Origin of the sequence: Pseudoalteromonas sp. D15MCD-2 (genome assembly GCF_038562745.1) — a bacterium.
GTDB lineage: Bacteria > Pseudomonadota > Gammaproteobacteria > Enterobacterales > Alteromonadaceae > Pseudoalteromonas.
In genome coordinates this window covers 525,968-550,706 of the sequence record NZ_JBCFQE010000001.1, presented here as the reverse complement: position 1 = coordinate 550,706, position 24,739 = coordinate 525,968, and the positions used below count along the sequence as shown (strand labels likewise).

Annotated in this window: 26 protein-coding genes; 7 read left to right on the top strand and 19 right to left on the bottom strand. The window is 42.8% G+C overall.

Features of this window, described 5'->3' with window-relative positions; genetic code table 11:
- Positions 1-38: 38 nt before the first annotated feature.
- A complete protein-coding gene (locus AADY36_RS02525; protein WP_054561040.1) occupies positions 39-404 on the bottom strand; it encodes a hypothetical protein in 366 nt (121 codons plus the stop codon).
- A gap of 64 nt (positions 405-468) precedes the next feature.
- Entirely contained in the window at positions 469-1,338 is an 870-nt protein-coding gene (locus tag AADY36_RS02520; protein ID WP_342408456.1) for a hypothetical protein, read from the bottom strand.
- A 230-nt stretch (positions 1,339-1,568) separates the two neighbouring features.
- Here AADY36_RS02520 and AADY36_RS02515 point away from each other — a divergent pair, with 230 nt between their 5' ends.
- Genes AADY36_RS02515 through yjjG form a run of 3 tightly spaced genes read left to right on the top strand, consistent with a single transcriptional unit; the run spans position 1,569 to position 3,743 of the window.
- A complete protein-coding gene (locus AADY36_RS02515) occupies positions 1,569-2,468 on the top strand; it encodes a phosphoribulokinase (RefSeq protein ID WP_054561042.1) in 900 nt (299 codons plus the stop codon).
- Positions 2,469-2,517: 49 nt separating this feature from the next.
- Entirely contained in the window at positions 2,518-3,057 is a 540-nt protein-coding gene (gene yjjX, locus AADY36_RS02510; RefSeq protein WP_054561043.1) for an inosine/xanthosine triphosphatase, read from the top strand.
- Positions 3,058-3,068: 11 nt separating this feature from the next.
- Complete coding sequence (gene yjjG, locus AADY36_RS02505; RefSeq protein ID WP_054561044.1) at positions 3,069-3,743, top strand: pyrimidine 5'-nucleotidase; 675 nt, start codon at positions 3,069-3,071, stop codon at positions 3,741-3,743.
- A 71-nt stretch (positions 3,744-3,814) separates the two neighbouring features.
- On the opposite strand, the gene lpxC is transcribed toward yjjG, so the two are convergent.
- The 16 genes from lpxC to mraZ all read right to left on the bottom strand — a co-directional run bounded on the left by lpxC (position 3,815) and on the right by mraZ (position 21,545).
- On the bottom strand, positions 3,815-4,726 hold the full coding sequence (gene lpxC, locus AADY36_RS02500) for a UDP-3-O-acyl-N-acetylglucosamine deacetylase (RefSeq protein WP_036971181.1): 912 nt from the start codon (positions 4,724-4,726) through the stop codon (positions 3,815-3,817).
- Between the two features lie 104 nt (positions 4,727-4,830).
- Complete coding sequence (ftsZ, locus tag AADY36_RS02495) at positions 4,831-6,078, bottom strand: cell division protein FtsZ (RefSeq protein WP_054561045.1); 1,248 nt, start codon at positions 6,076-6,078, stop codon at positions 4,831-4,833.
- Between the two features lie 21 nt (positions 6,079-6,099).
- The gene (ftsA, locus tag AADY36_RS02490; RefSeq protein WP_054552726.1) at positions 6,100-7,332 is read right to left on the bottom strand and encodes a cell division protein FtsA; all 1,233 of its coding nucleotides are present in this window, start codon (positions 7,330-7,332) and stop codon (positions 6,100-6,102) included.
- Entirely contained in the window at positions 7,329-8,108 is a 780-nt protein-coding gene (locus AADY36_RS02485) for a cell division protein FtsQ/DivIB (protein WP_054561046.1), read from the bottom strand. Before AADY36_RS02485 ends, ftsA begins: the two co-directional genes overlap by 4 nt.
- Position 8,109: 1 nt before the next feature.
- Complete coding sequence (locus AADY36_RS02480) at positions 8,110-9,030, bottom strand: D-alanine--D-alanine ligase (protein WP_054561047.1); 921 nt, start codon at positions 9,028-9,030, stop codon at positions 8,110-8,112.
- Complete coding sequence (gene murC, locus AADY36_RS02475) at positions 9,027-10,436, bottom strand: UDP-N-acetylmuramate--L-alanine ligase (RefSeq protein WP_181447754.1); 1,410 nt, start codon at positions 10,434-10,436, stop codon at positions 9,027-9,029. The genes AADY36_RS02480 and murC overlap by 4 nt, the downstream gene beginning before the upstream one ends.
- Before the next feature lie 44 nt (positions 10,437-10,480).
- Complete coding sequence (gene murG, locus AADY36_RS02470; protein ID WP_054561049.1) at positions 10,481-11,554, bottom strand: undecaprenyldiphospho-muramoylpentapeptide beta-N-acetylglucosaminyltransferase; 1,074 nt, start codon at positions 11,552-11,554, stop codon at positions 10,481-10,483.
- Positions 11,551-12,726: a cell division protein FtsW gene (gene ftsW, locus AADY36_RS02465; RefSeq protein ID WP_054561050.1), complete on the bottom strand. Its 1,176-nt coding sequence runs from the start codon at positions 12,724-12,726 to the stop codon at positions 11,551-11,553. Before ftsW ends, murG begins: the two co-directional genes overlap by 4 nt.
- A complete protein-coding gene (gene murD / locus AADY36_RS02460; RefSeq protein WP_055020774.1) occupies positions 12,723-14,048 on the bottom strand; it encodes a UDP-N-acetylmuramoyl-L-alanine--D-glutamate ligase in 1,326 nt (441 codons plus the stop codon). Before murD ends, ftsW begins: the two co-directional genes overlap by 4 nt.
- Entirely contained in the window at positions 14,049-15,131 is a 1,083-nt protein-coding gene (mraY, locus tag AADY36_RS02455) for a phospho-N-acetylmuramoyl-pentapeptide-transferase (RefSeq protein WP_054561052.1), read from the bottom strand.
- Positions 15,125-16,513 (bottom strand): UDP-N-acetylmuramoyl-tripeptide--D-alanyl-D-alanine ligase, encoded by a 1,389-nt coding sequence (locus tag AADY36_RS02450; RefSeq protein WP_054561053.1) that lies wholly within the window; start codon positions 16,511-16,513, stop codon positions 15,125-15,127. The genes mraY and AADY36_RS02450 overlap by 7 nt, the downstream gene beginning before the upstream one ends.
- Complete coding sequence (murE, locus tag AADY36_RS02445) at positions 16,510-17,988, bottom strand: UDP-N-acetylmuramoyl-L-alanyl-D-glutamate--2,6-diaminopimelate ligase (RefSeq protein ID WP_054561054.1); 1,479 nt, start codon at positions 17,986-17,988, stop codon at positions 16,510-16,512. The genes AADY36_RS02450 and murE overlap by 4 nt, the downstream gene beginning before the upstream one ends.
- Positions 17,981-19,798 carry a penicillin-binding transpeptidase domain-containing protein gene (locus AADY36_RS02440; protein ID WP_054561055.1) on the bottom strand — a complete coding sequence of 606 codons (1,818 nt, stop codon included), beginning with the start codon at positions 19,796-19,798 and terminating at the stop codon, positions 17,981-17,983. The genes murE and AADY36_RS02440 overlap by 8 nt, the downstream gene beginning before the upstream one ends.
- Entirely contained in the window at positions 19,795-20,121 is a 327-nt protein-coding gene (gene ftsL, locus AADY36_RS02435; protein ID WP_054561056.1) for a cell division protein FtsL, read from the bottom strand. Before ftsL ends, AADY36_RS02440 begins: the two co-directional genes overlap by 4 nt.
- The gene (gene rsmH / locus AADY36_RS02430) at positions 20,121-21,056 is read right to left on the bottom strand and encodes a 16S rRNA (cytosine(1402)-N(4))-methyltransferase RsmH (protein WP_239962020.1); all 936 of its coding nucleotides are present in this window, start codon (positions 21,054-21,056) and stop codon (positions 20,121-20,123) included. The genes ftsL and rsmH overlap by 1 nt, the downstream gene beginning before the upstream one ends.
- 30 nt (positions 21,057-21,086) lie before the next feature.
- Entirely contained in the window at positions 21,087-21,545 is a 459-nt protein-coding gene (gene mraZ, locus AADY36_RS02425; protein ID WP_342408454.1) for a division/cell wall cluster transcriptional repressor MraZ, read from the bottom strand.
- A 460-nt stretch (positions 21,546-22,005) separates the two neighbouring features.
- On the opposite strand from mraZ, the gene AADY36_RS02420 reads away from it, so the two are divergent.
- The 4 genes from AADY36_RS02420 (at position 22,006) to AADY36_RS02405 (ending at position 23,721) form a co-directional block, all read left to right on the top strand.
- Complete coding sequence (locus AADY36_RS02420) at positions 22,006-22,347, top strand: hypothetical protein (RefSeq protein WP_054561058.1); 342 nt, start codon at positions 22,006-22,008, stop codon at positions 22,345-22,347.
- Positions 22,348-22,352: 5 nt separating this feature from the next.
- Positions 22,353-22,799 (top strand): hypothetical protein, encoded by a 447-nt coding sequence (locus tag AADY36_RS02415; protein WP_054561059.1) that lies wholly within the window; start codon positions 22,353-22,355, stop codon positions 22,797-22,799.
- Positions 22,799-23,056 (top strand): hypothetical protein, encoded by a 258-nt coding sequence (locus AADY36_RS02410; RefSeq protein WP_054561060.1) that lies wholly within the window; start codon positions 22,799-22,801, stop codon positions 23,054-23,056. Before AADY36_RS02415 ends, AADY36_RS02410 begins: the two co-directional genes overlap by 1 nt.
- A gap of 89 nt (positions 23,057-23,145) precedes the next feature.
- Positions 23,146-23,721, top strand: coding sequence for an AAA family ATPase (locus tag AADY36_RS02405; RefSeq protein WP_054561061.1), 576 nt, complete (start codon positions 23,146-23,148; stop codon positions 23,719-23,721).
- A 40-nt stretch (positions 23,722-23,761) separates the two neighbouring features.
- Here AADY36_RS02405 and AADY36_RS02400 read toward each other — a convergent pair whose 3' ends face one another.
- A complete protein-coding gene (locus AADY36_RS02400; protein WP_055020776.1) occupies positions 23,762-24,733 on the bottom strand; it encodes a glutathione S-transferase family protein in 972 nt (323 codons plus the stop codon).
- Positions 24,734-24,739: the final 6 nt, after the last annotated feature.

Below are 24,739 nucleotides of genomic sequence, written 5' to 3'. Positions count from 1 at the left end.
TAAAGCAAATGCAAAAAGGGCCACAATGTGGCCCTTTTTTATTGCGCTAAAATAGCAGTTAACTTAGTTATAAATTGCTCAGCAGCGTCAGGTGAGGTGACTTTAAATGCAATACCATAATGAATGGGCTGTGCACTTTTATGAATGCGAGTTGGAAAGCGGGTCATTTCACTACTGTGAAAGTAGTCTTTGATACGCGTAATGCCCTCTATTGACTCGAAATCAGCACTGAATACTTCAAATATAGGTCTAATAACAATTTTTGCTTGGCCACTTTGCTCATGAACATAAAATGCCTCTTTTGAGCTAGCTGGCATAAATTCGTTAATATTTTTAATCTTAAAATTACTGCGGCAGCCCGCTTTAACCAGCTGTACACTCACTTGCTCGGCAGAAAAAGACAAAGGCGTTCCTTACATATAACGGGATAGTTTAGCCACAGTACAGCAATCAAGCAAAAACCGTTACTCATTTATTACATACAAATGCCAGTTTGCTCTGTTTGTAATTTAAACGCGAGATTGAGCCTTCACAAAAGCGTCTTAAATCAAGCCACTGTGATACCACTTCAGGCTCTGTCAAACTGCGCTTATGAACTCGGTTATTAACCGCATAGGCTACAGTGTCTTTGTCAATTAAAGCAAAGTCTTGCACCGACTCCGGTAATCTAAATAAATCACTAACTTCCTCAGTTTTCGGCGCAAAGCGTGCAACCCAATGTTGGTTGTTTTTGTTATAACTAAACAAGTAACTGTTTGTGTGTTTATCAAAAATTAAAGTTCGGCCAATATCAACGGCAATGACACGCGGTTTAGCAGCTGCAACACGAGTGTATTGCAACGTATGCGGCTCACCTAAGATAAACATGATCAGGTCTTCATCAGCGCCCCAAGCGTGGTAGCCAACCGGCTCAATCCATTCAAAAATTCGGCTAGCAACAGATTCTTCTGCTAATGGATACTGCCATAACTTTTGCTTGCCATCTGCTTCGACCACGATTGCCGACAAGGCTTGCTGATTTGGCATCAGCGTAGGCGAGTATTCACTGACAGGCGTGTTGGTGATATTCACGCTGCTCTTAGATGTAAAGTCATAAAACGCAATATCGGTTTGTGACTGGCCATTTTCGTCAACAACCTCATGGGTATAGTAAAGCCCTGCATCAACTAAAAATGGTTGATTATTATAAGCTTTATCATCTGTTACTCGCGACACCTGCATACCATATGGGGTGTCTAACTCGGCAAGTAATATTTCGCTTTTAGGCATCGCTGCATGTAAGTGACTGGTAAAAAATGTCCCTGCTGCGACGAAAAGTAAAGACGAAATCGATTTCATGTTGTTCTCTCGTTTTAATTTTTATCAGCCCATGATAGCGTTAATTAATCCGCCAGTCACTTGACCTTACCATGCTCGACCTTTATAACTAGGACGTGTTCGTTTTTTATCAGTTTCTACTGATTGATTTTATGCACGATAATACCAATCGAGCTAAGTAACTGACCATTTAACACGCTAGAATGGTTAACAATTTAAGCCGACTGGTATCAACAATAACGAGAATAATTATGTCAGCTAAACACCCTATCATCGCTATTACCGGTTCATCTGGGGCGGGGACTACCACAACCACCAATGCAATTAAGCACATTTTTAGAAGCTTAAGCATTGATGCAGCCTTCATCGAAGGCGATAGCTTTCATCGTTATACACGTCCAGAAATGGATAAAAAAGTCCGTGAAGCACAGCAAGAAGGCAAGCATATTAGCTACTTTGGCCGAGAAGCTAATGATTTTGGCGCCCTTGAGGAGCTTTTTTATCAATATGGCGAAACCGGGCAAGGTAAAATCAGACGCTACTTACATACTTTCGACGAAGCGGTTCCTTATAACCAATTACCGGGAACATTTACCCCTTGGCAAGACTTAGAATCAAATACAGATATCTTATTCTATGAAGGTCTACATGGTGGTGCTGTCGATGAGAATCATGATGTTGCTAAGCATGTCGATTTATTGATTGGCATGGTGCCTATTATTAACCTTGAGTGGATCCAAAAGCTTATTCGCGACACCTCTGAACGAGGCCACTCTCGTGAAGCGGTAATGGGCTCTATTGTGCGCTCGATGGACGATTACATAAATCATATTACTCCGCAATTTTCGCGTACTCATATTAACTTCCAGCGAGTGCCAACGGTTGATACCTCAAACCCATTCAGCGCAAAAGATATTCCTTCTTTAGACGAAAGCTTTGTTGTTATTCGCTTTCGTGGCATAGATGACGTAGATTTTCCGTACTATTTAAGCATGATTGAAGGCAGCTTTATGTCTCGTATCAATACGCTTGTGGTGCCTGGAGGCAAAATGGGCTTAGCAATGGAGCTTGTGCTAACGCCGTTGATCAAAGATATTATTTTGAAAAAACGCGCCCTTGAAAATTTAGCCCCGGTTGACTTGCCGATTTAACTCACTCGGGTACACTGCTGACTCTGGTGAAAACAATGGAGTCGTCGGCTTGAAACAAACTTTACGTGTTATTGTTGGTTCAAAGAACCCCGTTAAAATTAACGCGGCTAAACATGTCTTTAGTCTTTATTTCCCAAATCATACCATTGAATGCAAAGGTGAAGATGCACCTTCTGGTGTGCCTGATCAGCCGCTAGGCGAAGATGAAACCCGTATCGGCGCTGAAAATCGTGTTAAGTATTGTCAAGATCACTTTGACGCCGACTTTTATGCAGCAATGGAAGGCGGCGCAGAACAATTTAGTTATGGCGCTGCAACCTTTGCCTTTGTAGTGATTGCAAACAAGCAGCAATTTAGCGTTGGTCGCAGTAGCAACCTACCGTTACCGCAACCTTTTTACGATGCCTTGCTAGCTGGTAAAGAACTAGGTGATGTCATGGATGAGGCATTCAATACTGTTAATATCAAACAACAAGGTGGTGCTATTGGCTTATTAACCAATCATCTTGCCACGCGCGAAAGTACTTATGTACAAGCGCTGACATTGGCCATGGCGCCATTTTCACACCCTACCCTATTTAATCAGTAATTAGGATAACCATGAAGTATAGCCACGTATTATTCGATGCAGATGAAACACTATTTAGTTTTAATGCATTCGAAGGTTTAAAAGTGATGTTTGCACATTACGGCGTAGAATTTACTGAGTCAGATTATCATCATTACCAAGCAACCAATAAGCCGCTTTGGGTTGCTTATCAAAAGCATGAAATTACCGCCAGCGAGCTACAGATAACTCGCTTTACAGAATGGGCTAATAGACTCGATGTGCCAGCAAAAGAACTTAACGATGGCTTCTTGGATGCTATGGCCTCTATTTGTGTGCCATTACCTGGTGCAGTTGACTTGCTTACAAAGTTAAAACCACACGCCAAGCTAGGCATTATTACCAATGGGTTTGCTAAGTTACAACAAAAACGCCTAGAGCACACCGGTTTACAGGATATGTTCGATTGGCTGGTTATTTCAGAGTTAGTCGGTAAAGCAAAACCTGCCCCAGAGATTTTTCAACATACATTTCAATTAATGGGGAATCCGCCAAAAGAGCAGATTTTAATGGTAGGCGATACAGCTGCCAGTGATATTTTAGGTGGTCACAATGTAGGTATCGACACGTGTTGGTTACAACACCCTGGGGTTGAGTTACCAGAGGACATTAAACCAACTTATCAGATCAATCAGTTGGTTGAGCTTGAAGCTATTCTAGGGTTATAAATCTTGATAATAGTTTGGCAAAAAAAATGACGCTTAAAGCGTCATTTTTTATAACTGTAATATGCTTGCGATTAAGCTGTCGCTACTTCTAGGCCTGGTGCTGGCATAGTCACTGGGGTATCGAATGTTGCCCATTCCCATGCTGACTCAGTCGCCATAATTTTACGAAGTAGTTTATTGTTTAAATCATGGCCTGATTTATAAGCCGTGATTTTACCTAGAATGTTGTGGCCAGTCATAAACATATCGCCCACACAGTCTAAGATCTTGTGTTTAACAAACTCATCGCTGTAACGTAATCCGTTTGGATTAAGTACTTTAAACTCATCCAATACAACTGCGTTATCCATGCTACCACCTAATGCTAGGTTGTTAGCGTGCATATACTCGATATCTTTCATAAAGCCGAAAGTACGTGCGCGGCTGATTTCTTCAGTGAAGCTTTGTGCCGTGATATCTAAACCGATACGTTGGCGGCTTTCATTGATTGCTGGATGATCAAACGCAATTTCAAAATCGATGTGGAAACCATCGTATGGTTCGATCTCAGCCCATTTATCGCCTTCTTCAATACGTACTTTTTCTTTAATACGAATAAAGCGCTTAGCTGCATTTACTTCTTTAATGCCGCCTTTTTGTAACAAATAGATGAATGGTAATGCACTACCATCCATAATTGGTACTTCTGAGCTGTCTAATTCAACAATTAGATTATCAATACCCATTGCCGCTACCGCCGCAATAAGGTGCTCAGTCGTTGATAAGCGAACGCCATCTTTGTTTGTTAAACAGGTACACAGTTGCGTATCACCAACGGCTTCTGGTGTTGTTTCAAAATCAACAACCGGATCAAGGTCTACGCGACGAAATACTATCCCAGTATTTGCGCTCGCAGGTCGGAGAGTAATAGTGACCTTCTCACCTTTATGAAGTCCAATTCCTATGGCTTTGACTACTTCTGCAATCGTACGCTGTTTAATCATAGGTTCGCTCACTTATAGTTACAGTTAGACGGCGAATTGTATCATAAATACATCCAGCTGCCAATTTGTTTATTTATCGAACAAAATAACCAGTAAAAGTCTATTTAGTCAGCTTGCTTTCTAAGAAAAGCAGGGATATCGAAATAATCTCCCCCTTCTGACTTATCAGATTTTTTGCTGCTCTCAGTGCTGCTAGATACTGAGCTGCTCGTTGTACTTTGTTGTACTGGCTCTTGCTTTTCAGACGCAGATGACATGCTTACATCATCGCTGCTACCTTGACTTGCAAAGCTTGGTACATACATGCTGCTAGTTGTTTGGTTCATTGAGCTTTGTACATCAGAACCTGATGCTTTCTTAAAGCCATTATCAACAATACCAAACTGTGGACGACGATCGCCGCCTAAACCTGTTGCAACAACCGTTACACGTAACTCGTCGCTCATTTCAGGGTCAATTACCGCACCCACAACAACTGTTGCGTTTTCTGACGCAAGTGCTTTAACGTGGTTACCAACAATTTCAAATTCTTCAATCGCAATATCCATACCTGCAGTGATATTAACTAGGATACCTTTAGCACCTGTTAAATCGACATCTTCAAGTAGTGGGCTTGAGATAGCCGCTTCTGCTGCTTCTTGCGCACGGTCAGGACCAGACGCAGATGCTGTGCCCATCATCGCAGTACCCATCGCTGACATTACAGTACGTACGTCGGCGAAATCCACGTTGATTAGACCAGAACGTGTGATTAGCTCTGCAATACCTTGTACCGCACCGAATAACACGTCATTCGCTTTTGCGAAGGCATCTAATAGTGTAGTGCCTTTGCCTAAAACTTTAAGCAATTTATTGTTCGGAATTGTAATAAGTGAGTCTACAGTTTCTGACAATTCATTAATGCCTTGTTCAGCAGCTGCAGCACGCTTTTTACCTTCAAAGTCAAACGGGCGCGTTACAACAGCAACCGTTAAAATGCCTAACTCTTTAGCAATTTTAGCAACCACTGGCGCAGCACCTGTACCAGTACCACCGCCCATACCAGCTGCGATGAACACCATGTCAGCGCCTTCAAGGCTGGCACGGATAGTCTCAGCGTCTTCTTCAGCAGAGTTACGACCCACTTCAGGGTTAGCACCCGCACCTAGACCAGAGGTGATTTGTGTACCTAGCTGTACAGTTACATCTGCTGATGAATTACGTAATGCTTGTGCATCCGTATTCGCAGCAATGAAACGTACGCCTTCAATTTGTTGTTTTACCATGTGCTCAACAGCGTTACCGCCGCCACCGCCCACGCCAATTACTTTAATGACAGCTTCTTCGCTGTGCTGTTCCATCATATCAAACATGTTTACTCTCCGACTTGAGTCTTAAAACTCACCTTGGAACCACTTAGTAATACGGTTCCACCAATTATTATCACCTTCAGCTTTCGACTTTTGTGCATTCATCGATTGCATTGTACGGCCGTATTGTAACAAACCAACCGCGGTCGCGTACGAAGGATCATCTACATAATCTGTCAAACCAACAATCCCGATTGGTTTGCCAATTCTGACTGGCATTTGGAAAATGTCTTCTGCCACTTCCATTGCACCTGTCATTTTTGCTGTTCCGCCAGTAATGACGAGACCTGCAGCAATTTGGTCTTCAAAACCTGAGCGGCGTATTTCTTCCATCGCCAACTCGAATAATTCTCTAAAACGTGGCTCAACAACCTCAGCTAAAGTATGGCGCGACATAATACGCGCAGGTCGGCCACCAACACTCGGTACTTCAATTGTGTCTTCGTTGCTTGCCATTTGGCTACTCGCACACGCATATTGTACTTTGAGTGACTCAGCATGTGATATAGGTGTTCTAAATATTTTTGCAATATCACCAGTCACTTGGTTACCCGCCACAGGAATAACCGCTGAATGACGAAGCGCACCATTAATATAAATGGTGATATCCATGGTGCCACCACCGATATCTAACACGGCTACACCGAGCTCTTTTTCGTCATCTGTGAGTACTGAATAACATGATGCCAGTGCAGTGAAGATCAACTGATCCACTTCAAGGCCACAACGCTCAACACATTTCTCGATATTCTTTGCCATATCGTTTGAGCAAGTAATGATGTGCGCGCGAGCTTCCATACGCACACCGCTCATGCCAAGTGGGTTTTTAATCCCCTCTTGCATATCGATGCTGTATTCTTGTGGCAATGCATGTAGCATTTTTCGTTCTGCCGAAATAGGCACTGAACGAGCAATGTGAATGACATTTTCAATATCTTCGTCAGTCACTTCCGTGTTATTAATTGCCACGACACCGCTTTCATTTTGGCACTGGATATGTTTTCCAGAAATACCTAAATAAACAGAGCTAATACGACAATCAGCCATCAACTCAGCTTCATCTATAGCTCGACGAATCGATTCAGAAACAAGGTTAAGGTCGTTAACGCCGCCTTTATCCATACCATGCGATACTTGGCTGCCAACACCCACAATGCTTAGTTTGTTATCTGCGGTGATTTCACCAACGGTGGCCACAACTTTCGATGTGCCAACGTCTAATCCAATCACTAGGTTTCTTTCTGCTGACTTGGTCATGCCTTACTCTTATTTTCTAATTGTTCTTCTTGCACTGGCTTCCAGCTCACTGCAAGACCGGTATCATACCGTAAATCAACAACATCGATTTGTGCATCTGCACGTTGTTCCATGCGCGGATACACGTCAATAAAACGCTGTACACGCTTTGCTTTTTCTTTGCGGCCTAAGTTCAGGCGAATGCCGTTATCAAGCCATAACTGCCACGAAAAGCGCTCAGAAAGCGCTAAACTGGTCAGCTCTAAGTTATTCACTTTGAGCATTTCTTGAAATTGACTAAAAGCAGTCCACGCCTCGATTTCACTGCCTTCTGGGCCATATAGCTGTGGCAAGCTTGTAGGCAATTTATCACTACTTGCTTGGAACACTTCGCCAGCTTGGTTTAACAGTAAGTCACTGTTCCAATGCGCTACAGCTTGATGCTCAACAACGTATACTTGCAAGGTATCTGGCCATTGCTTTCTGACCGATGCCGTTGCCACCCAAGGCAAGCCTTGTACTAAGCGTTGCACATGTTTTACGTCTAATTCAAAAAAACTCGATAAGTCGGCCTTTTTTATTGCACCAATAATTGCTTTCTCATCAGTATATTGGGGTTGCCCAAGTACTGATAAGTGCTTTATTTGTGCGTCTTTGTTCTCTACCAACCAATCTGAGACGCCTGTAGTGATTTTTACTAATGCAAAAATCACTACTAGAAAAAAGCTCACACCAAAAATCAACGACCAATTTAGCTGCTGTTTTAATTGTTGCGCTTTTTCTAAAAAAGGATGCATATTAAAGGGTTTGCTCCAAAATGCGAACAACTAATTGTTCAAAGCTTGCACCATTAGCTTTTGCTGCCATTGGTACTAAAGACTTTTCTGTCATGCCTGGTACTGTATTTACTTCTAATAAGTAAAAGTTACCTTGCTGATCACGCATCGCATCAACACGGCCCCAACCACTTGCACCCACTAAATCAAACGCTTTTAATGCCATATCTTGCAACAATTCAGTTTCTTGCACAGATATATCTGCAGGGCAATGATACTGAGTTGTATTCGATTGATACTTAGCTTGATAGTCATAAAAACCATTTGGCGTCGTCATCTCAATGACAGGCTGAACATCTTGCCCTAGTACAGCAACAGTAAATTCACGGCCAGTGATCCATTGCTCAACAAGCACTTGGCTATCAAACTTAAATGCAGCGTTAAGCGCAGCATCAAGTTGCTCTGCGCTGTTTGCTTCTGCCATACCAATACTTGAGCCTTCATGTGACGGTTTCACCATCACTTTACCAAATTCATTAATAATCGCTTGGCTATCAAACTCATGGCGGCTATCAACAACAGCATAAGGTGCTGTGCTCAGCCCCATTGCCTTAAATAAATGCTTACAACGTACTTTATCCATCGCAAGCGCAGAACCTAAAACATCACTGCCTGTATATGGAATCCCCATAAACTCAAGTGCACCTTGAATGGTACCATCTTCACCACCACGACCATGAAGGGCAATGAATACACGTTCAATGTTTAATTCTTTTAATTGCCATAACGGCTGATCTTTCGGATCAAAAGCAATGGCATCAACGCCAGCACTTTGCAAAGCATTCAATACAGCTTGGCCTGATTTAAGAGATACTTCTCTTTCGGCAGATGTGCCGCCAAAAAGTACCGCTACTTTGCCAAATTTGTCACTTAACTGGCTCATACGTTTACCTGCTTTAGTTGTTCAATGGACAACTCGGTTGCTGCTAACTTTTTCACTAACTGGCCTATGTTACCAGCGCCTTGTGTTAAAACTAAATCATTATCTTGCAGTGTATTTGCTAGGACACCGGCAAGCTCAGAGTTACTAGCAACATGTAATGGCTCTTTACCACGCTGGCGTAAACTACGACATAAACTCTTGCTGTCGGCTCCCACGATTGGCTCTTCACCCGCTGAATACACATCTAGCAGTAATAACTGATCGACATCAGCCAGTACTTTGACAAAGTCTTCGTATAAATCACGGGTTCGACTATAACGGTGCGGCTGATAAATCATCACTAAACGTTTATCTGGCCACCCTTCACGAACCGCCGCAATCGTCGCCGCAACTTCTGATGGGTGATGGCCATAATCATCAACTAACATGACATTGCCGCGCTCATTTTCAAAGCTTCCGTAATGCTGAAAACGACGGCCCACCCCTTCAAATTTTGTTAACGCTTCTAAAATTGCATGATTAGCGATGTTTTGATCTTTAGCGACCGCAATCGCTGCAGTCGCGTTAAGCGCATTGTGCTTACCCGGCATATTAAGCGTAACAGCTAGGCTTTCACCTTGCTTATTTACAACATTAAATGAACAAGTATTCGCTGTTTGGCTAAAATCAACCATTCGGTAATCAGCTTCTGCCGACTCACCATAGGTAATAACAGGACGCCCAAAGCGAGGGATCAGCTCTGCCGCAACCTCAGAGTCAATACACACCACAGCTAAACCATAAAACGGTAAGTTATGAATGAAATCAACATACGTGTCTTTCATTTTTTCTAAGCTACCGCCGTACGTATCCATGTGATCTTCTTCAATATTTGTGATCACAGATACCATAGGCTGTAAATGTAAGAATGACGCATCGCTCTCATCAGCTTCTGCAATTAAAAAGTCACTTTTACCAACCTTGGCATTACTCCCAGCACTGTTTAGCAAGCCACCAATAATAAAGGTTGGATCAAGGCCTGCTTGTGCATAAATGCTCGCGATTAAACTCGTGGTTGTTGTTTTACCATGAGTGCCTGCCACTGCAATACCGTGGCGAAAACGCATTAATTCAGCCAACATTTCTGCGCGGCGAACAATAGGAATACGCGCCGCTTTTGCTGCTTTAATCTCAGGATTTTGCTCGTTAATCGCACTTGATACCACCACCACGCTGGCATCTTTTACATTGTTTTCATCATGACCAATAAATACTTCTGCACCCACTTTAATTAAGCGCTCAGTCATCGCACTGTGCGCAATGTCTGAACCTGTGATGCGGTAGCCTTCAAAAGCAAGTACTTCGGCAATACCACCCATGCCTGCGCCACCAATACCCACAAAGTGGATAGTGTCGATACGACGCATCGCAGGACGAGTGTTGTTTTCTTTTATCGTGCTTTCTTTCACTACTAATCTCTTCTATCTGCTAGTTGCTCACAGCGTTTTGCAACATTGGCTGTGGCATCTAAAATAGCAAGCTGTTTTGCTTTACTTGCCATTGTTGAAATTTTTTCTGGTGCATTTACGTAAGGCGCTAATAACTCAACAACCGCCGCTTGGTTAAACTCACTTTGCTGCATAATCAACGCTGCTTGCTCAGTCACTAAATACTTTGCATTGGCAGTTTGATGGTCATCTACAGCATGCGGAAAAGGCACAAATAAGGCCATTCTTCCTGCTGCCGCAATCTCACTCACCGTTAACGCACCAGCACGGCAAATTACCAAATCGGCCCATTGATATGCACTATCCATATCATCAATAAATTCAGCAACTTTACTATTTTCAGTTAATCCTAACTGTTGATAGCTGGCAGTCACATTCGGTTCATTATTTTTACCCGTTTGGTGCCATATATTAAGCGTTGTTAGCGCTGAAAGTTCACTGAATACAGCAGGTAAAGTCTCATTTAGTACCTGTGCACCAAGTGAACCGCCTACAACCAGCACATTAATTGGTGTCGTTGTTTGCTTAGCAGTGACATTAGCGACACTTTCTCTGACTGGGTTACCGACTACTTCACATTGTTCTTTTGCAAAAGCTGATGGAAAAGCGGCTAACACTTTGTTGGCAAACTTCGCTAGCCAGCGGTTACTCATGCCTGCAACAGCATTTTGCTCATGAATAACCAAAGGAATTCCTAAGCTCTTTGCTGCAATGCCAGTAGGTCCGGTCACATAGCCCCCCATAGCAAGAACAACATCTGGCTTTTGAGCTTTTAAAATTTTACGTGCTTGAAAAACCGCATTCATCACCATAAAAGGTGCCTTAATCAGGCGTTTAATTCCATTTCCGCGCACACCTTTCACATTGATAAAATCAATCTCAATGTTGTGCTTAGGTACTACCGTTGCTTCCATTCTGTCAGGCGTGCCAATCCAGCTAACTTGCCAGCCTTGCTGTTTTAAAAAGTCAGCAACTGCAATGCCTGGGAAAATATGGCCACCGGTACCGCCTGCAACAACAAGTAATTTTTTACTCATCGCTTACCTCCACGTGAGGTTGCCTGCTTAGTCGCCATCTTTGTTTCAAAATCTATTCGCAAAAGTACACCTGTTGCTATGGTCATAATTAATAAGCTAGAGCCACCGTACGAAATAAACGGTAGTGTTAGGCCTTTGGTTGGCAAAATACCGGCACTTGCCCCCACATTTACCATGGTTTGAAACGCAAACCAGATACCAATAGCAAAGGCAAAATAGCCTTCGTACTCTTTGCCACATTGCAGCGCTTTTTGGCCAATTAACAAGGCTCTGAATACAAATACAGCAAGTACAATCAAAATACTAAATACGCCAAAAAAGCCGAGTTCTTCACCAATCACAGCAAAGATAAAGTCATTATGTGCCTCTGGCAGGTATTGCAGTTTTTGTACGCTATTGCCTAAGCCTTGACCAAACCAACCACCTTGGCTGTACGCCATTAGCGATTGTACTAACTGATAACCTTTACCGAATGGATCTTCCCACGGTTCTAAAAAGCCTGTGACACGAGCCATACGATATGGCTCAGCGATAATTAGCACCACCACTGCAGCAATACCCGTTAAGATAAGGCCAAAAAACTGCCATAACTTAGCACCCGCTAAAAACAACAAACCAACTGTCGTCACAAACAGTACAACTACAGTTCCTAAGTCTGGTTGCATCAAAATCAAAAACGCATACACACCAAATACAGCTAATGGCTTAAAGAAACCTTTTAAGTTCTCTTGTACTTCTTCACGTTTACGCACTAAGTAACCAGCAATGTAGCTAAAGAAATACAGCTTGGCGGCTTCAGCGACCTGAAAGCCCACCGGGCCAATAGGTATCCAACGCTTTGCACCGTTCACTTCACGGCCAACAATCAGCACCAAAACGAGCAAACCTAAACCCAGCAACAATAAATAGGCGTTACTGCGCTTCCACCAATCCATAGGCACGTTAGTGGCAATCCAAAACAAGAAAAAGCCCATAATTAAGAACATGCCATGGCGAATGATAATGTGATACGGATTATCAAATAATCGCTCTGCTGTTGGCATAGAGGCACTGGTTACCATCACAAAGCCAACGCCAATCAACATCAACATGCAATACAATAACGGCACATCATAAAGTTGCGGCGATTGTTTTGGTGTTAATGCTTCACGGATGTCAGCAAATGCAATCATACTGCCTCCGCCAATACGCACTGCGCAAAGTCATCACCACGTTGCATATAATTGTTATACATATCAATGCTGGCACATGCAGGTGCTAATAAAACAATATCGCCACTGCTGCTTAACTGTTTTGCTAGTTGCACCGCTTCATGCATGTTGGTGGTTAGGTGGCCTTTTTCAGTTAGAGCCACTAACGCTTTAGCATCTTTACCAAAACAAACAAGCGCTTTTACTTTGTTGTTTAAGTATGGCTTTAAGGCATCTAAATCAGCCCCTTTTGCATCACCACCGGCAATAACAACTAATTGCTTTGCTTGATCTGCTAAGCTTTCAATCGCAGCGATAGTTGCACCTACATTGGTCGCTTTAGAATCGTTAAAGTATTTTACTTCATTAATTTCAGCAACAAACTGACAACGGTGTGCAAGCCCAGTAAAAGCACTAAACGCTTGCTGGTAATGCTCTTTAGCAATATCAAACGGGTTCAGTAATGCCATGACCGCTAAGGCGTTTTGTTGATTGTGAGAGCCAACAACATTTAAGCAGCTTGCTGGTAATACTGGCTTACCGTGTGCTGCAAAGTATTGCTCACCTTGATGTTCAACCAAGGCAAAATCTGCATTAGCGAGCGCAAAGCTCACTTGGGGCTGCTTTGCAGTATGAGTTGCCACATCAATGGCATTAACTACCGCGAGCTCAGAGCCGTTATAAATACTTTGCTTAGAGTCAATGTATGCTTGGTAGCTTGGATAACGATCGAGGTGATCTTCACTCACATTCAATACACAGGCACTTTTTGCTTTTAAGCTGTGTGTGGTATCAAGCTGAAAGCTCGACAGTTCAAGTACATACACATCATAGTCTTGCGATAGTAAATCAAGTACCGCAGTACCAATGTTGCCACCAAGGCCAACTTTATAACCGGCCGCTTTAAGCACTTCAAACGCCAATGTAACTACAGTCGACTTACCATTTGAACCTGTCACCGCAACAATTGGTTTATCAGTTAAACGAGCAAAAAGCTCAACGTCACCAATCACTTCAACACCAGCATCAATCGCTTTTGCTACTGCAGGTGTCGCGAGGCTTAGACCTGGGCTGATGATAATAATGTCATTGCTGGCTAAGTCTGCCTGTTCTAAATCACCAAAGTGAGTCGTTAACTCACTGGCATGCTCATTTAGCCAATCAGCACCCGGCGGCGCTGTGCGGCTATCAACAACAATTGGCTTAATATTCTGAGATAATAAAAAACGCACAATGCCCAGACCGGTTACACCGAGTCCGAGCACTGAAATTTGTTTGTTTTTAATCTCGTTAATAACTGTCATTTACCTGATCTTTAATGTCGCAAGGCCAGCAAGTACTAGCACGATTGAAATAATCCAAAAGCGCACAATTACGCGCGGCTCAGGCCAACCCTTTAATTCATAATGGTGGTGAATAGGCGCCATTCTAAAAATACGTTGGCCACGTAATTTGTAAGAGCCCACTTGTAAAATCACCGACAATGCTTCCATTACGAACACACCACCCATGATGATAAGTACTAGTTCTTGGCGAACCAGCACCGCAATAATACCCAAAGCACCACCGAGTGCTAATGAGCCTACATCACCCATAAATACCTGTGCTGGGTAGGTGTTAAACCATAAGAAACCAAGTCCAGCTCCCACAATTGCTGTACACACAACCACAAGCTCACTGGCGAGTGGCAAATGCGGAATATGTAGATAGCTTGAGAAATTAACGTTACCTGTTAAATAAGCAATAATGGCAAGTGCTGCCGCCACTAAAATGGTTGGTACAATCGCTAAACCATCAAGGCCATCTGTTAGGTTTACCGCGTTCGACGTACCGACAATTACAAAGTAAGTCATCACGATATAAAACAACCCTAGCTGTGGTAACACGTCTTTGAAAAACGGCACAACTAATGAGGTTTCGCTGCCTTGCTGCGAGGTAAAATAAAGCGCACTGGCAACCACTAACGCAATCACTGATTGCCAAAAGTATTTCCACTTAGCAATTAAGCCTTTAGGGTCTTTGCGGATCACTTTACGGTAGTCATCAACAAAGCCAACCACACCTAACGAGCCCACGACAAATAAGGTTGCCCAAACATATTTATTTGAAAGGTCAGCCCACAGTAATGTGCTGGTAAAAATCGCCCCTAAAATCAAAATACCGCCCATAGTTGGCGTGCCTTTTTTAGATAGGTGTGACTCTGGACCATCGTGACGAACCACCTGACCAATCTGCATTTTTTGTAATGCACGAATTAGCTTAGGGCCAAAATAAAGTGAGATAAGCAGTGCTGTTAAAATACCTAAAATTGCGCGCAGCGTTAGGTAAGAAAAAACATTAAAACCACTGTAATACTGTGTTAAATACTCGGCCAGCCAAACTAACATGACGATACTCCATTGTTGCCATTTTGCTGGCTATTTACTAAATCTGTGACCACAAGCTCCATACGAGAACTGCGCGAACCTTTTACAACAACTGTGGTTTTTTGCGTCGATTGAGCAAGTTCACTTTGTAATTGTTGTAATAATTGTTCACGGCTTGAGAAGTGGCGGTTTGGCTTTTCAAATACATCACTGGCTGATTTACTTAGTACACCTAGGCTATAAAGTTCATCAATGCCTTTTTGCTGTGCATATTCACCGACTTGCTGATGATAAAAACGCGCTTCTTCACCAAGCTCGCCCATATCACCTAACGCAAAAATACGACGCCCCGGCATATCACTTAATAAATCAATTGCCGCTTTAACCGATTGCACATTCGCGTTGTAGGTATCATCAATAACCGTCAATGTGTCTGACACTTTAAGGACGTTTACACGACCTTTAACTTCACCCATGGTTGCCAGCGCTGATGCAACACTTTCGAGGCTTACACCCAGCTCAGTGGTTAACGCGGTGGCTATTAATGCATTTGCAATATTATGTTTGCCCGGTAGTGCCAGAGTGACAGGTACTTTTTTATCTTTATTACAAAGCACAAAAGAAGCACGGGCTTGCTCATCAAGCACCACATCTTCTGCCCAATAATCTAATTGTTGGCTAGTAGAAAAAAGTTTTACGTTGCGATCAGTTAATTTATCAAGCCAAAAATCGGCATAGTCACTGTCGCAATTAACTACGGCAACACCATCAGGCTTTAAGCCGTCATAGATTTCGCCTTTGGCCGTTGCTACACCTTGTAGTGAGCCAAAGCCTTCTAAGTGAGAAGCTGCAACATTACATACCACAGCAACATCAGGTTTCGTCATTGCTACTGTGTATGCAATTTCACCAATGTGATTTGCACCTAATTCAATAACCGCATATTGGTGTTGTGGTTCAAGGCGTAATAACGTGAGTGGTACACCAATGTCATTATTAAAGTTGCCTTTTGTTGCCAGTACTTCACCATGGCCAGATAAAATCGCCGCACACATTTCTTTAACGGTCGTTTTACCCACGCTACCTGTGATAGCAATTGTTTTTGGTGCAACCTGTGCCATCACAGCTGCGCCAATTTGGCCAAGCGCAATTCGTGTATCACTGACCACAAACTGCACAATATCGACATTAACAGGACGCGCTACGATGGCAGCTATCGCGCCTTTTTCTTTTGCTTGCGCAACAAATTTATGACCATCAAAATTAGGCCCTTGTAGCGCTAAAAACACTTCATCATCGCACAAAGTACGAGTATCAGTATTGATATTTTTTACCGTTTGATTACCACCTTGGTAATCGGTTGCTAGAACTTTAGCTAGCCAATCAAAATCCATAGGGATCATAACTGCGCCCCTTGCGATTTTTCTTTTAATTGTTGTTGTACATACTGACGATCGCAGAAGTCGATTCGTTGGTCGCCAATAATTTGATAGTCTTCGTGGCCTTTGCCCGCAATTAGAATGACATCATCAGCACCTGCTTGCGCAATGGCATAACTAATAGCCTGCGCGCGGTCTGCTTCACAATGTGCGCGTTCAGGCCGCTCAAGCCCCGCAATCACATCAGCAATAATTGCGTCAGGGTCTTCACTTCTTGGGTTATCACTAGTGACAATAATACGGTCTGCATTAGCTTCAGCAGCTTTTGCCATCATCGGGCGTTTGCCTTTATCACGGTCACCACCACAGCCAAACACACAGCTGACGCCACCTGGAACATGCTTTTGCAATGCTTGTAATGCTAGTGCTAACGCATCAGGAGTATGGGCATAGTCAACAACACAAGTCGGTTGACCTGGCGCACTAAATGCCTGCATGCGCCCAGCAACAGGCTGCAATGATTTACACCCTTCAACAAGTAAATCAAGTGGGTAACCCATACCTAATAAAGTAGCCATTGCAGCGGCTAAATTATATAAGTTGAACTCGCCAAACAGGGTGCAATTAACTTCAGCCTGCCCCCAACTGGTATCGAACTTCGCCGATATACCGGCATTATCGTATGTTACATCGCTGAAATAAACAAAACGCGCATTTTTAGGCGTTAGGTTTTTATGGCCGTAACAAATTAGGTTATTGAAGTCGTATTTTTCTAACCATGCTTCAACTTGCGCATCATCTTGATTAAGCACCACAAGCTCAGGCATATGGTCACGCATTAACATCAACTTCGCATCACCGTAGGCATCCATCGTGCCATGATAATCTAAGTGGTCACGCGAAAGGTTAGTAAACACAGCGGCTTTAAATTTACACTGATCAACACGTTGCTGAACTAAGCCATGAGATGAGACTTCCATAGCCACAACATCATGCTGTTCTGTTACAAGTTCAGATAAAATACGCTGTAAATCAACGCTCGATGGTGTGGTGTTTGCAAGCTCAGTCAGGTTATCAGGGTGCCCATAACCGAGCGTACCAATCACAGCCGCACGTTTATGACAGTGCTGTGCTAAATGCGCGATCATCGCTGTGGTCGTTGACTTGCCATTGGTGCCTGTCACACCCACTAAATCCAACTGCTTTGATGGTTGCTGGTAAAAAGCAGCTGCAAGTGCAGGCAGCTTTTTCGCTAAATCGGTAACTAAATAAAGTGGTTCAAACTCACTTTCGAACTCACATAAACGGTCAGCAATAACTGCCACCGCACCATTTTCAATGGCTTTTTCAATAAACTGTCCGCCATCGAGTTGATGGCCTTTTATGGCAACAAACACATCGCCAGCTTTTACATCTCGGCTATCAAGACGTAGTTGATTGACCACTAAACTATTGGCCTCAACATCAATATGATTAAGAATCGGTTTTAAATCACGCATCGTTATCTTTGCCTTCTACGTACGCAACCGCATCTTTGTCCGGTGCAACGTTTAGAATTCTTAAGGCATTGGAGACAATCTCTGCAAATGCAGGACCTGCCGTCGCACCGCCGTAATAAACATCTCCACCCGGCTCATTAATCAATACTACTACCGCTAAACGCGGGTTGCTTGCAGGTGCGATACCAGCAAAATAACCAACGTATTCGTCACCGTAACCACCAACAGCGGCTTTTTTAGAGGTACCTGTTTTACCTGCAGCACGATAACCATCAACGTGAACTTTTTGTGCAGTTCCACCTTTCTCAAACACGCTTTCCATCATGTGAACAACAGCTTCAACATCTTTTTGTTGAAAAACGCGTTCACCTTCTGGTACCGACTCTTGTTTAAGTACAGTCAATGGGCGCATAACGCCGCCTGAACCTAACATGGCATAAAAACGCGCCATTTGTGCGGTACTTACTGCTAAGTTGTAACCAAATGATAGTGCGGCAATTTCATGATCAGACCAGCGGCGATTTGGATAAAATAAGCCACTGCTTTCACCAACCATGCCCGTACCACTGTCGCTGCCAAAACCGACTTTTTGATAAAGACCAACAAAGTAATCTTTTGGTAACTCTTGGCTGACCTTAGTCACACCCATATTGCTTGAATATTTTAAGATCTCTCTTAAAGTCATCTCACCATGATTACGAGTATCTTGCACAAGGCTTCCACCTACTCGCATCCAGCCAGGGTAAGTATCAACTATTGAATCCGGTTGAATTACGCCGTAGTCTAAACCAGCTAAAATGGCTAGCGGCTTAACAGTTGAGCCTGGCTCAAATAAATCGGTGATAGCACGGTTACGACGCTTATGCGGCGCAGCATCTGATAAGTTATTTGGGTTAAACGATGGGCTATTTACCATAGCCAACACTTCACCGGTTTTAACATCCACAACCATGGCTGAACCTGAGGTCGCTTTGTACGATAACACCGCTGATTTCACTGCTTTATAAGCAATTGCTTGAATACGTTGGTCGATACTTAAATGAATACTCTCTGGCTCTACACGCTCGCGCTCATCAAGAACTTCTACTTCACGGCCTTGCGCATCTTTACGAATAGTACGCTGACCTTCAACACCGGTTAACGCTTTTTCATAAAGCTTTTCGATCCCCTCAATACCATGACCATCAATGTTAGTAAAACCAATAACATGAGCTGTCACTTCACCGGCAGGGTAATAACGTTTTGACTCATCAAGTAAGTGGATACCTGGTAAACGAAGATCACCAATATAGTTAGCTACAGCAGGGGTAACCTGACGTTTTAAGTAGACAAAACGACGCTTTGGATTATCACGAAGGCGAGAGTTAACTTTACTTGGGTCAATACGTAATACATCCGCAAGTTCACGCCAGCGAATATCATTATTGTAATAAGCGGCAATACGTTTATCTAACTCAACAGTGTTTTCAGCAAGCGCTTGTTGATCTTCACCATTTTTACGTGCTTGACGCAGTACCTTACTGATCAGTGATTTATGTAGTGCTTTAGGATCGGCATACACACTTACCACAGGCACGCTGACTGCCAACTCTTTACCATTACGATCGAAGATCATGCCTCGCTGCACATGTTGTTTTTCAACTCGCACAGTACGTTTATCACTTTCTGAACGCGCTTTATCTGGCTCAATGACCTGTAAAAAAGCGGCACGCGCAACCAGCGTCATAAAGACTAGCAACACCACTGAGCACACGAGCAAAAAGCGCCATGTTATCAAGGTATTCGTTGGCTTTTTCCCTCTGCTTCTCATTGCAGTACCACCACCTGTTCGTCTTGGCTAGTTGGCCGTTTCATTTCTAATTGCATGGTTGCGACTTCTTCAATACGCGCATGCTGCGAATAAAATTCTTCTTCTACAAGCAAGTAACGCCACTCAAGATCAAGTTCATCGCGCTCTTGCAGTAATTTATCTTGTTCAATCAATTGTTGACGCGCTAGATGCGTCACTTGAACCACACTCAAGCTCGAAGCAAGGATCACAACCAACAAGGCCAAGGTCAGCTTATTAGCTCCTAGGCCTTTAAAAATCTCTACAAATAAATTGGGTTGGCGATGTGTCGCTTTAGCTTTCATTACAACCTCTGAGCAACCCTTAGCACAGAACTACGTGAACGCGGGTTAACTTCTATTTCCGCCTTACTCGGCTTAATGGCTTTACCCACTGCCTTTAACGTCAGATTTTTGTTTATTTGTGCGTCCGTCAAAGGCAGACCTCTGGGTATCGCCTCTCCCTTACTCTGTTTTTTTATAAACTGCTTAACAATGCGATCTTCTAACGAGTGGAACGAAATAACGACTAGACGCCCACCTGGTTTTAAAACGTCAACAGCGGCTTGCAGTGCAGTTTGAATTTCTTCAAGTTCACTGTTGATATAAATACGGATCGCTTGGAATGTACGTGTAGCTGGGTGTTTGTGTTTATCTTTCACTGGCACCGCTTCATCGACTAACTCAGCAAGCTGCTTTGTGCTTGTGATAGCAGTGTGCTCACGTGTTTCAATTATTTTATGAGCGATACGGCGACCAAACTTTTCTTCGCCGTAGGTTTTAATCACATGGGTAATATCTTCAAGTTCAGCTTCAGCTAGCCATTGTGCAGCACTGCGACCACTGGTTGGGTCCATGCGCATATCAAGCGGGCCATCTTTCATAAAGCTAAAACCGCGTTCAGCATCATCAAGCTGTGGCGAAGAAACACCGATATCTAACAAAATACCGTCTACTTTACCGATTAAATCGTTATCTTCGGCAACTGTTTTAAGGTTTGAAAAACGAGTGTGGGCAATCGAAAAACGTGCATCATCAGCAAACTTTTCGGCGGCTTTAATAGCTTGTGGATCTTGGTCAATTGCTTGTAAGCGACCTTGCTCACTTAAACGCGCAAGAATTTGTCCAGAGTGCCCACCGCGACCAAATGTGCCATCCATGTAAATGCCTTCGGGTTTAATATCCAAAGCATCTATGGTTTCGTCCATCAGTACAGAGACATGTTCAAATTGCGCTGTCATTAGCTAGTTTTTGCCTTTTTATTATTGTGGTTAGAGTGAGAAATTATCGAACTCAGGATTCACCTCAAAATCGCCTAGGCGTTCAATTTCAGTATCTTGGCGCATTTGTTCATGCCAACGATCTTCATCCCAAATTTCAAACTTGTTCATCAAGCCAACCAACATGATTTTTTTTCCAAGTTCTGCATGTGCGCGTAACGACGGCGCCAGCAAAATTCGGCCGTTTTTATCTAGTTGATACTCTGTAGCGTTACCGAGCAGCATACGTTGCATACGGCGAGCACGTGGATTCATGTTCGAAATCTTTAATAATCGTTCTTCAATTTCGAGCCATTCTGCTAGCGGGTATAACCACAAACAAGGTTCATTTAAGGCCACAGTGCAGATAACCGTTCCCTGATCTTCAGACAAGATCGCATCTCGGTACTTAGTTGGTACCGCAAAGCGTCCTTTATCATCCAAACTCAGAGAGCTCGCACCCCGAAACATAACTTGCCTTAAAAATAGGTTGTTAATCGTTAATGATTATTTCCGATCCAGTTTGATCCACTAAAAACCACTTTTTACCACAGTGCTCCAGTTTAGGGCTTGACAAGCCATTTTGTCAAGTAAGCAGATCATCATAAGCGCCTTGTGAAGCCAGAAAAAATAAGGCCTCAAGCAAAGCCTATGAATTACGTGGGAAAAAGTGGAAAACATCGAAAAAAAATATTTTTTCAATTTTCTTGGCGATGTATTAGGGAAAAATGGTTAATGAATAACCAATGAATAATTACAAAATTATCGAATGTTGTAATTTTTACTTAATCACCCTGCAAGAGTTACGAATGTTCTCCCTCCAATGGCTGATTAAAAATTATAATGCATTGAAAAAGTTAGTTTTTATTATTTGGTATGAAGGTTGCGATAGGTTAGCTACCAATTAAATGGCAATTTTTAAGGAATGATTATGACTACCGCAACTTCTAAATCGAACTCAAGCACAGAAACTAATAGCAGTGCAAACTCGAACGCGGCTCAAGTAGAGGCGCCATTCACAGAAAAAGCAACTGAAGCAGCACATCACGCTGTTGATGCACTTTCAACTCGTGCAGCAAGTGCTGAACATAGTGTTCGCCAAGGCGCATCGAGCTCTGCTCAAACGCTTTCTGAAAAGCAAGCTGTAGCACGCGCTAAAATTAATGAGTACAGTGGTAAAACTCGTAAGCTTGCATCAGAAAACCCACTTGCAACAGCAGGTATTGCCTTTGCTGCAGGCATGTTAGTAACTGCTCTTATTCGTCGTAAGTAATTGTTATGCAGTCTTCTCAATCTACAGATGAGAAAACGCAAGATGCCACTGAACAGCCGTTAAACGCTGATCAGTGGCAAGATCATCTTGCTAAATTATCTGATTATGGCAAACAGCTATACATTGACTACCGTGAACAAACTGGAACTTGTAAAAAGCTTGCAGCTGCCGAGTGGCGCTTATCAACACGCTCACTCGCCTTAACTATTATCCTACTCGTCTGTTTTGCAGGCGGCTTGGTGCTACTTTGGGCTGGTCTACTTGCTACTGTAGGTATCGCAATATTTAGCTTTAGCCAATCATTGTGGTTAGCCGCTATTTCACTGATTGCATTACAACTGCTATGCCTTGCATGGCTTTGGAAAAATATTGGTTATGTAAGTAGTAAGATAGGCTTTGATCACACGCTAAAAAGCGTTCGCCAATTATTTAATATTAATAAGGATGAATGATGTTAATTGATTATTTTATTAATAAACCACAGCACAGAGTGACTGAACTAAGCCAACAAATGGATCTACAAGATGAGCTTAAACGTCAACACCATCAAGCATTCAAATACCGTTTAAAACGCTTTGCAGTAAGTAAAGTAGGAATTGCCAGTGCCTTCACTGCGGGAATGGGCTACGAAGCACTTAATAACTCAGACCACAAAGACGGTAAATTGAAACAAGTCAGCCGCTTCAGCTGGTTACTGCGTTTGTTGTGATCTTTATCATGTAATGTTTGCTTTTTACTTCTCTTTGCCACCTATTTTCATTACCTTAAACACAAACGAGCAATTTGTGAGAATGTAAGGTGAAAAAAAGGATTGTATTAACAGGCGGCCCTGGCGGTGGTAAAACAACAGCCATCGATCTATTAAGACGTGAATTTTCTAATCAAATTGTTGTTGTACCAGAGTCTGCGACCATGCTATTCAGCGGTGGTGTAGAACGTGGTGATGCAACTCACCTCATTAAAGCTCACCAACAAGCTATCTTCAGCTTACAAAAACACCTTGAACATATTCAGCGAACCATGCACCCAGATCGTTTAATGCTTTGCGATCGTGGTAGTTTAGATGGGCTTGCCTATTGGCCCGGTGAGCAAGATGAGTTTTTTCAGTGTTTAAACACCAGCCTAGAAATCGAACTTAACCAGTATGATGCAGTGATCTTTTTTGAAACAGCTGCTAAGTCTGGGCAAAGTATTCATTCTAATAACCCTGTTAGAAACGAATCTGATCAGCAAGCCATAATGCTTGATGACAAACTGCAAGCTGTTTGGTCACAGCACCCTAACTTTAATTTAGTGAAAAGTTCAGAGTCATTTATTCAAAAGGTGATGTTTGGCATCGACACTATCCGCAAGGTCATGGATAGTTATAACTAACAGCTTAATCAGTCATTAAACTGTTAGTTATCAGAGTCTATTAACCACGATTATGTGGTCGAGCGTAGTCTATATCAGGCCCTTTTGGCACAACTTGAGTTGGGTTGATCATGGTGTGGCTAAAATAGTAATGACGTTTTATATGATAAAAATCAACGGTCTTACTTACACCTTCAATTTGATATAACTCGCGTAAATAGTTGCTGATCGCCGGATAGCTCTCAATAGTACGCAAATTACATTTAAAGTGGCCCACATAAACACTGTCGAAGCGAATTAAAGTGGTAAATAACCGCCAGTCGGCCTCAGTCAATGTATCACCCACTAAATAACGATTAGCTGTTAAGCGTTGCTCAATCTTATCTAGAGCAGCAAAGAGATCATCAAAGGCTTCCGTGTAAGCTTCTTGCGTTGTCGCAAAGCCTGCACGATACACCCCATTATTAATGTTGTGATAAACAAACTCATTAACTTCATCAATTTCAGAACGTAACGATTGCGGATAAAAGTCGCGTTCATTACCTGTTAGGGCATTAAACGCGCTATTAAACATTCTGATAATTTCAGCAGATTCGTTGCTAACAATACGCTGCGTTTTTTTATCCCAAAGCACGGGAACCGTAACACGACCTGAATAATCGGCTTTGTTACGCGTATAAATTTGATGCATAAATTCGCTATCGAAAAGTGCATCACCGGTGCTGTGATTGTCTTTATCAAAGGTCCAGCCATGCTCTAGCATGTCAGGACTTACAACCGACACACTGATATAATCTTCAAGGCCTTTTAAATGGCGAAAAATCAAAGTGCGATGAGCCCAAGGGCAAGCTAAAGAGACATAAAGATGGTAACGATCTTTCTCAGCTTTAAAGCCCGCATCACCACTTTGCCCTGCACTGCCATCTTCGGTAACCCAGTTACGTAACTGGGCTGCCTCACGTTTGAACTCACCTTGATTGTTATCGGTGTCGTACCATTTATCATGCCATTGGCCATTTACTAGTAATCCCACAATAAC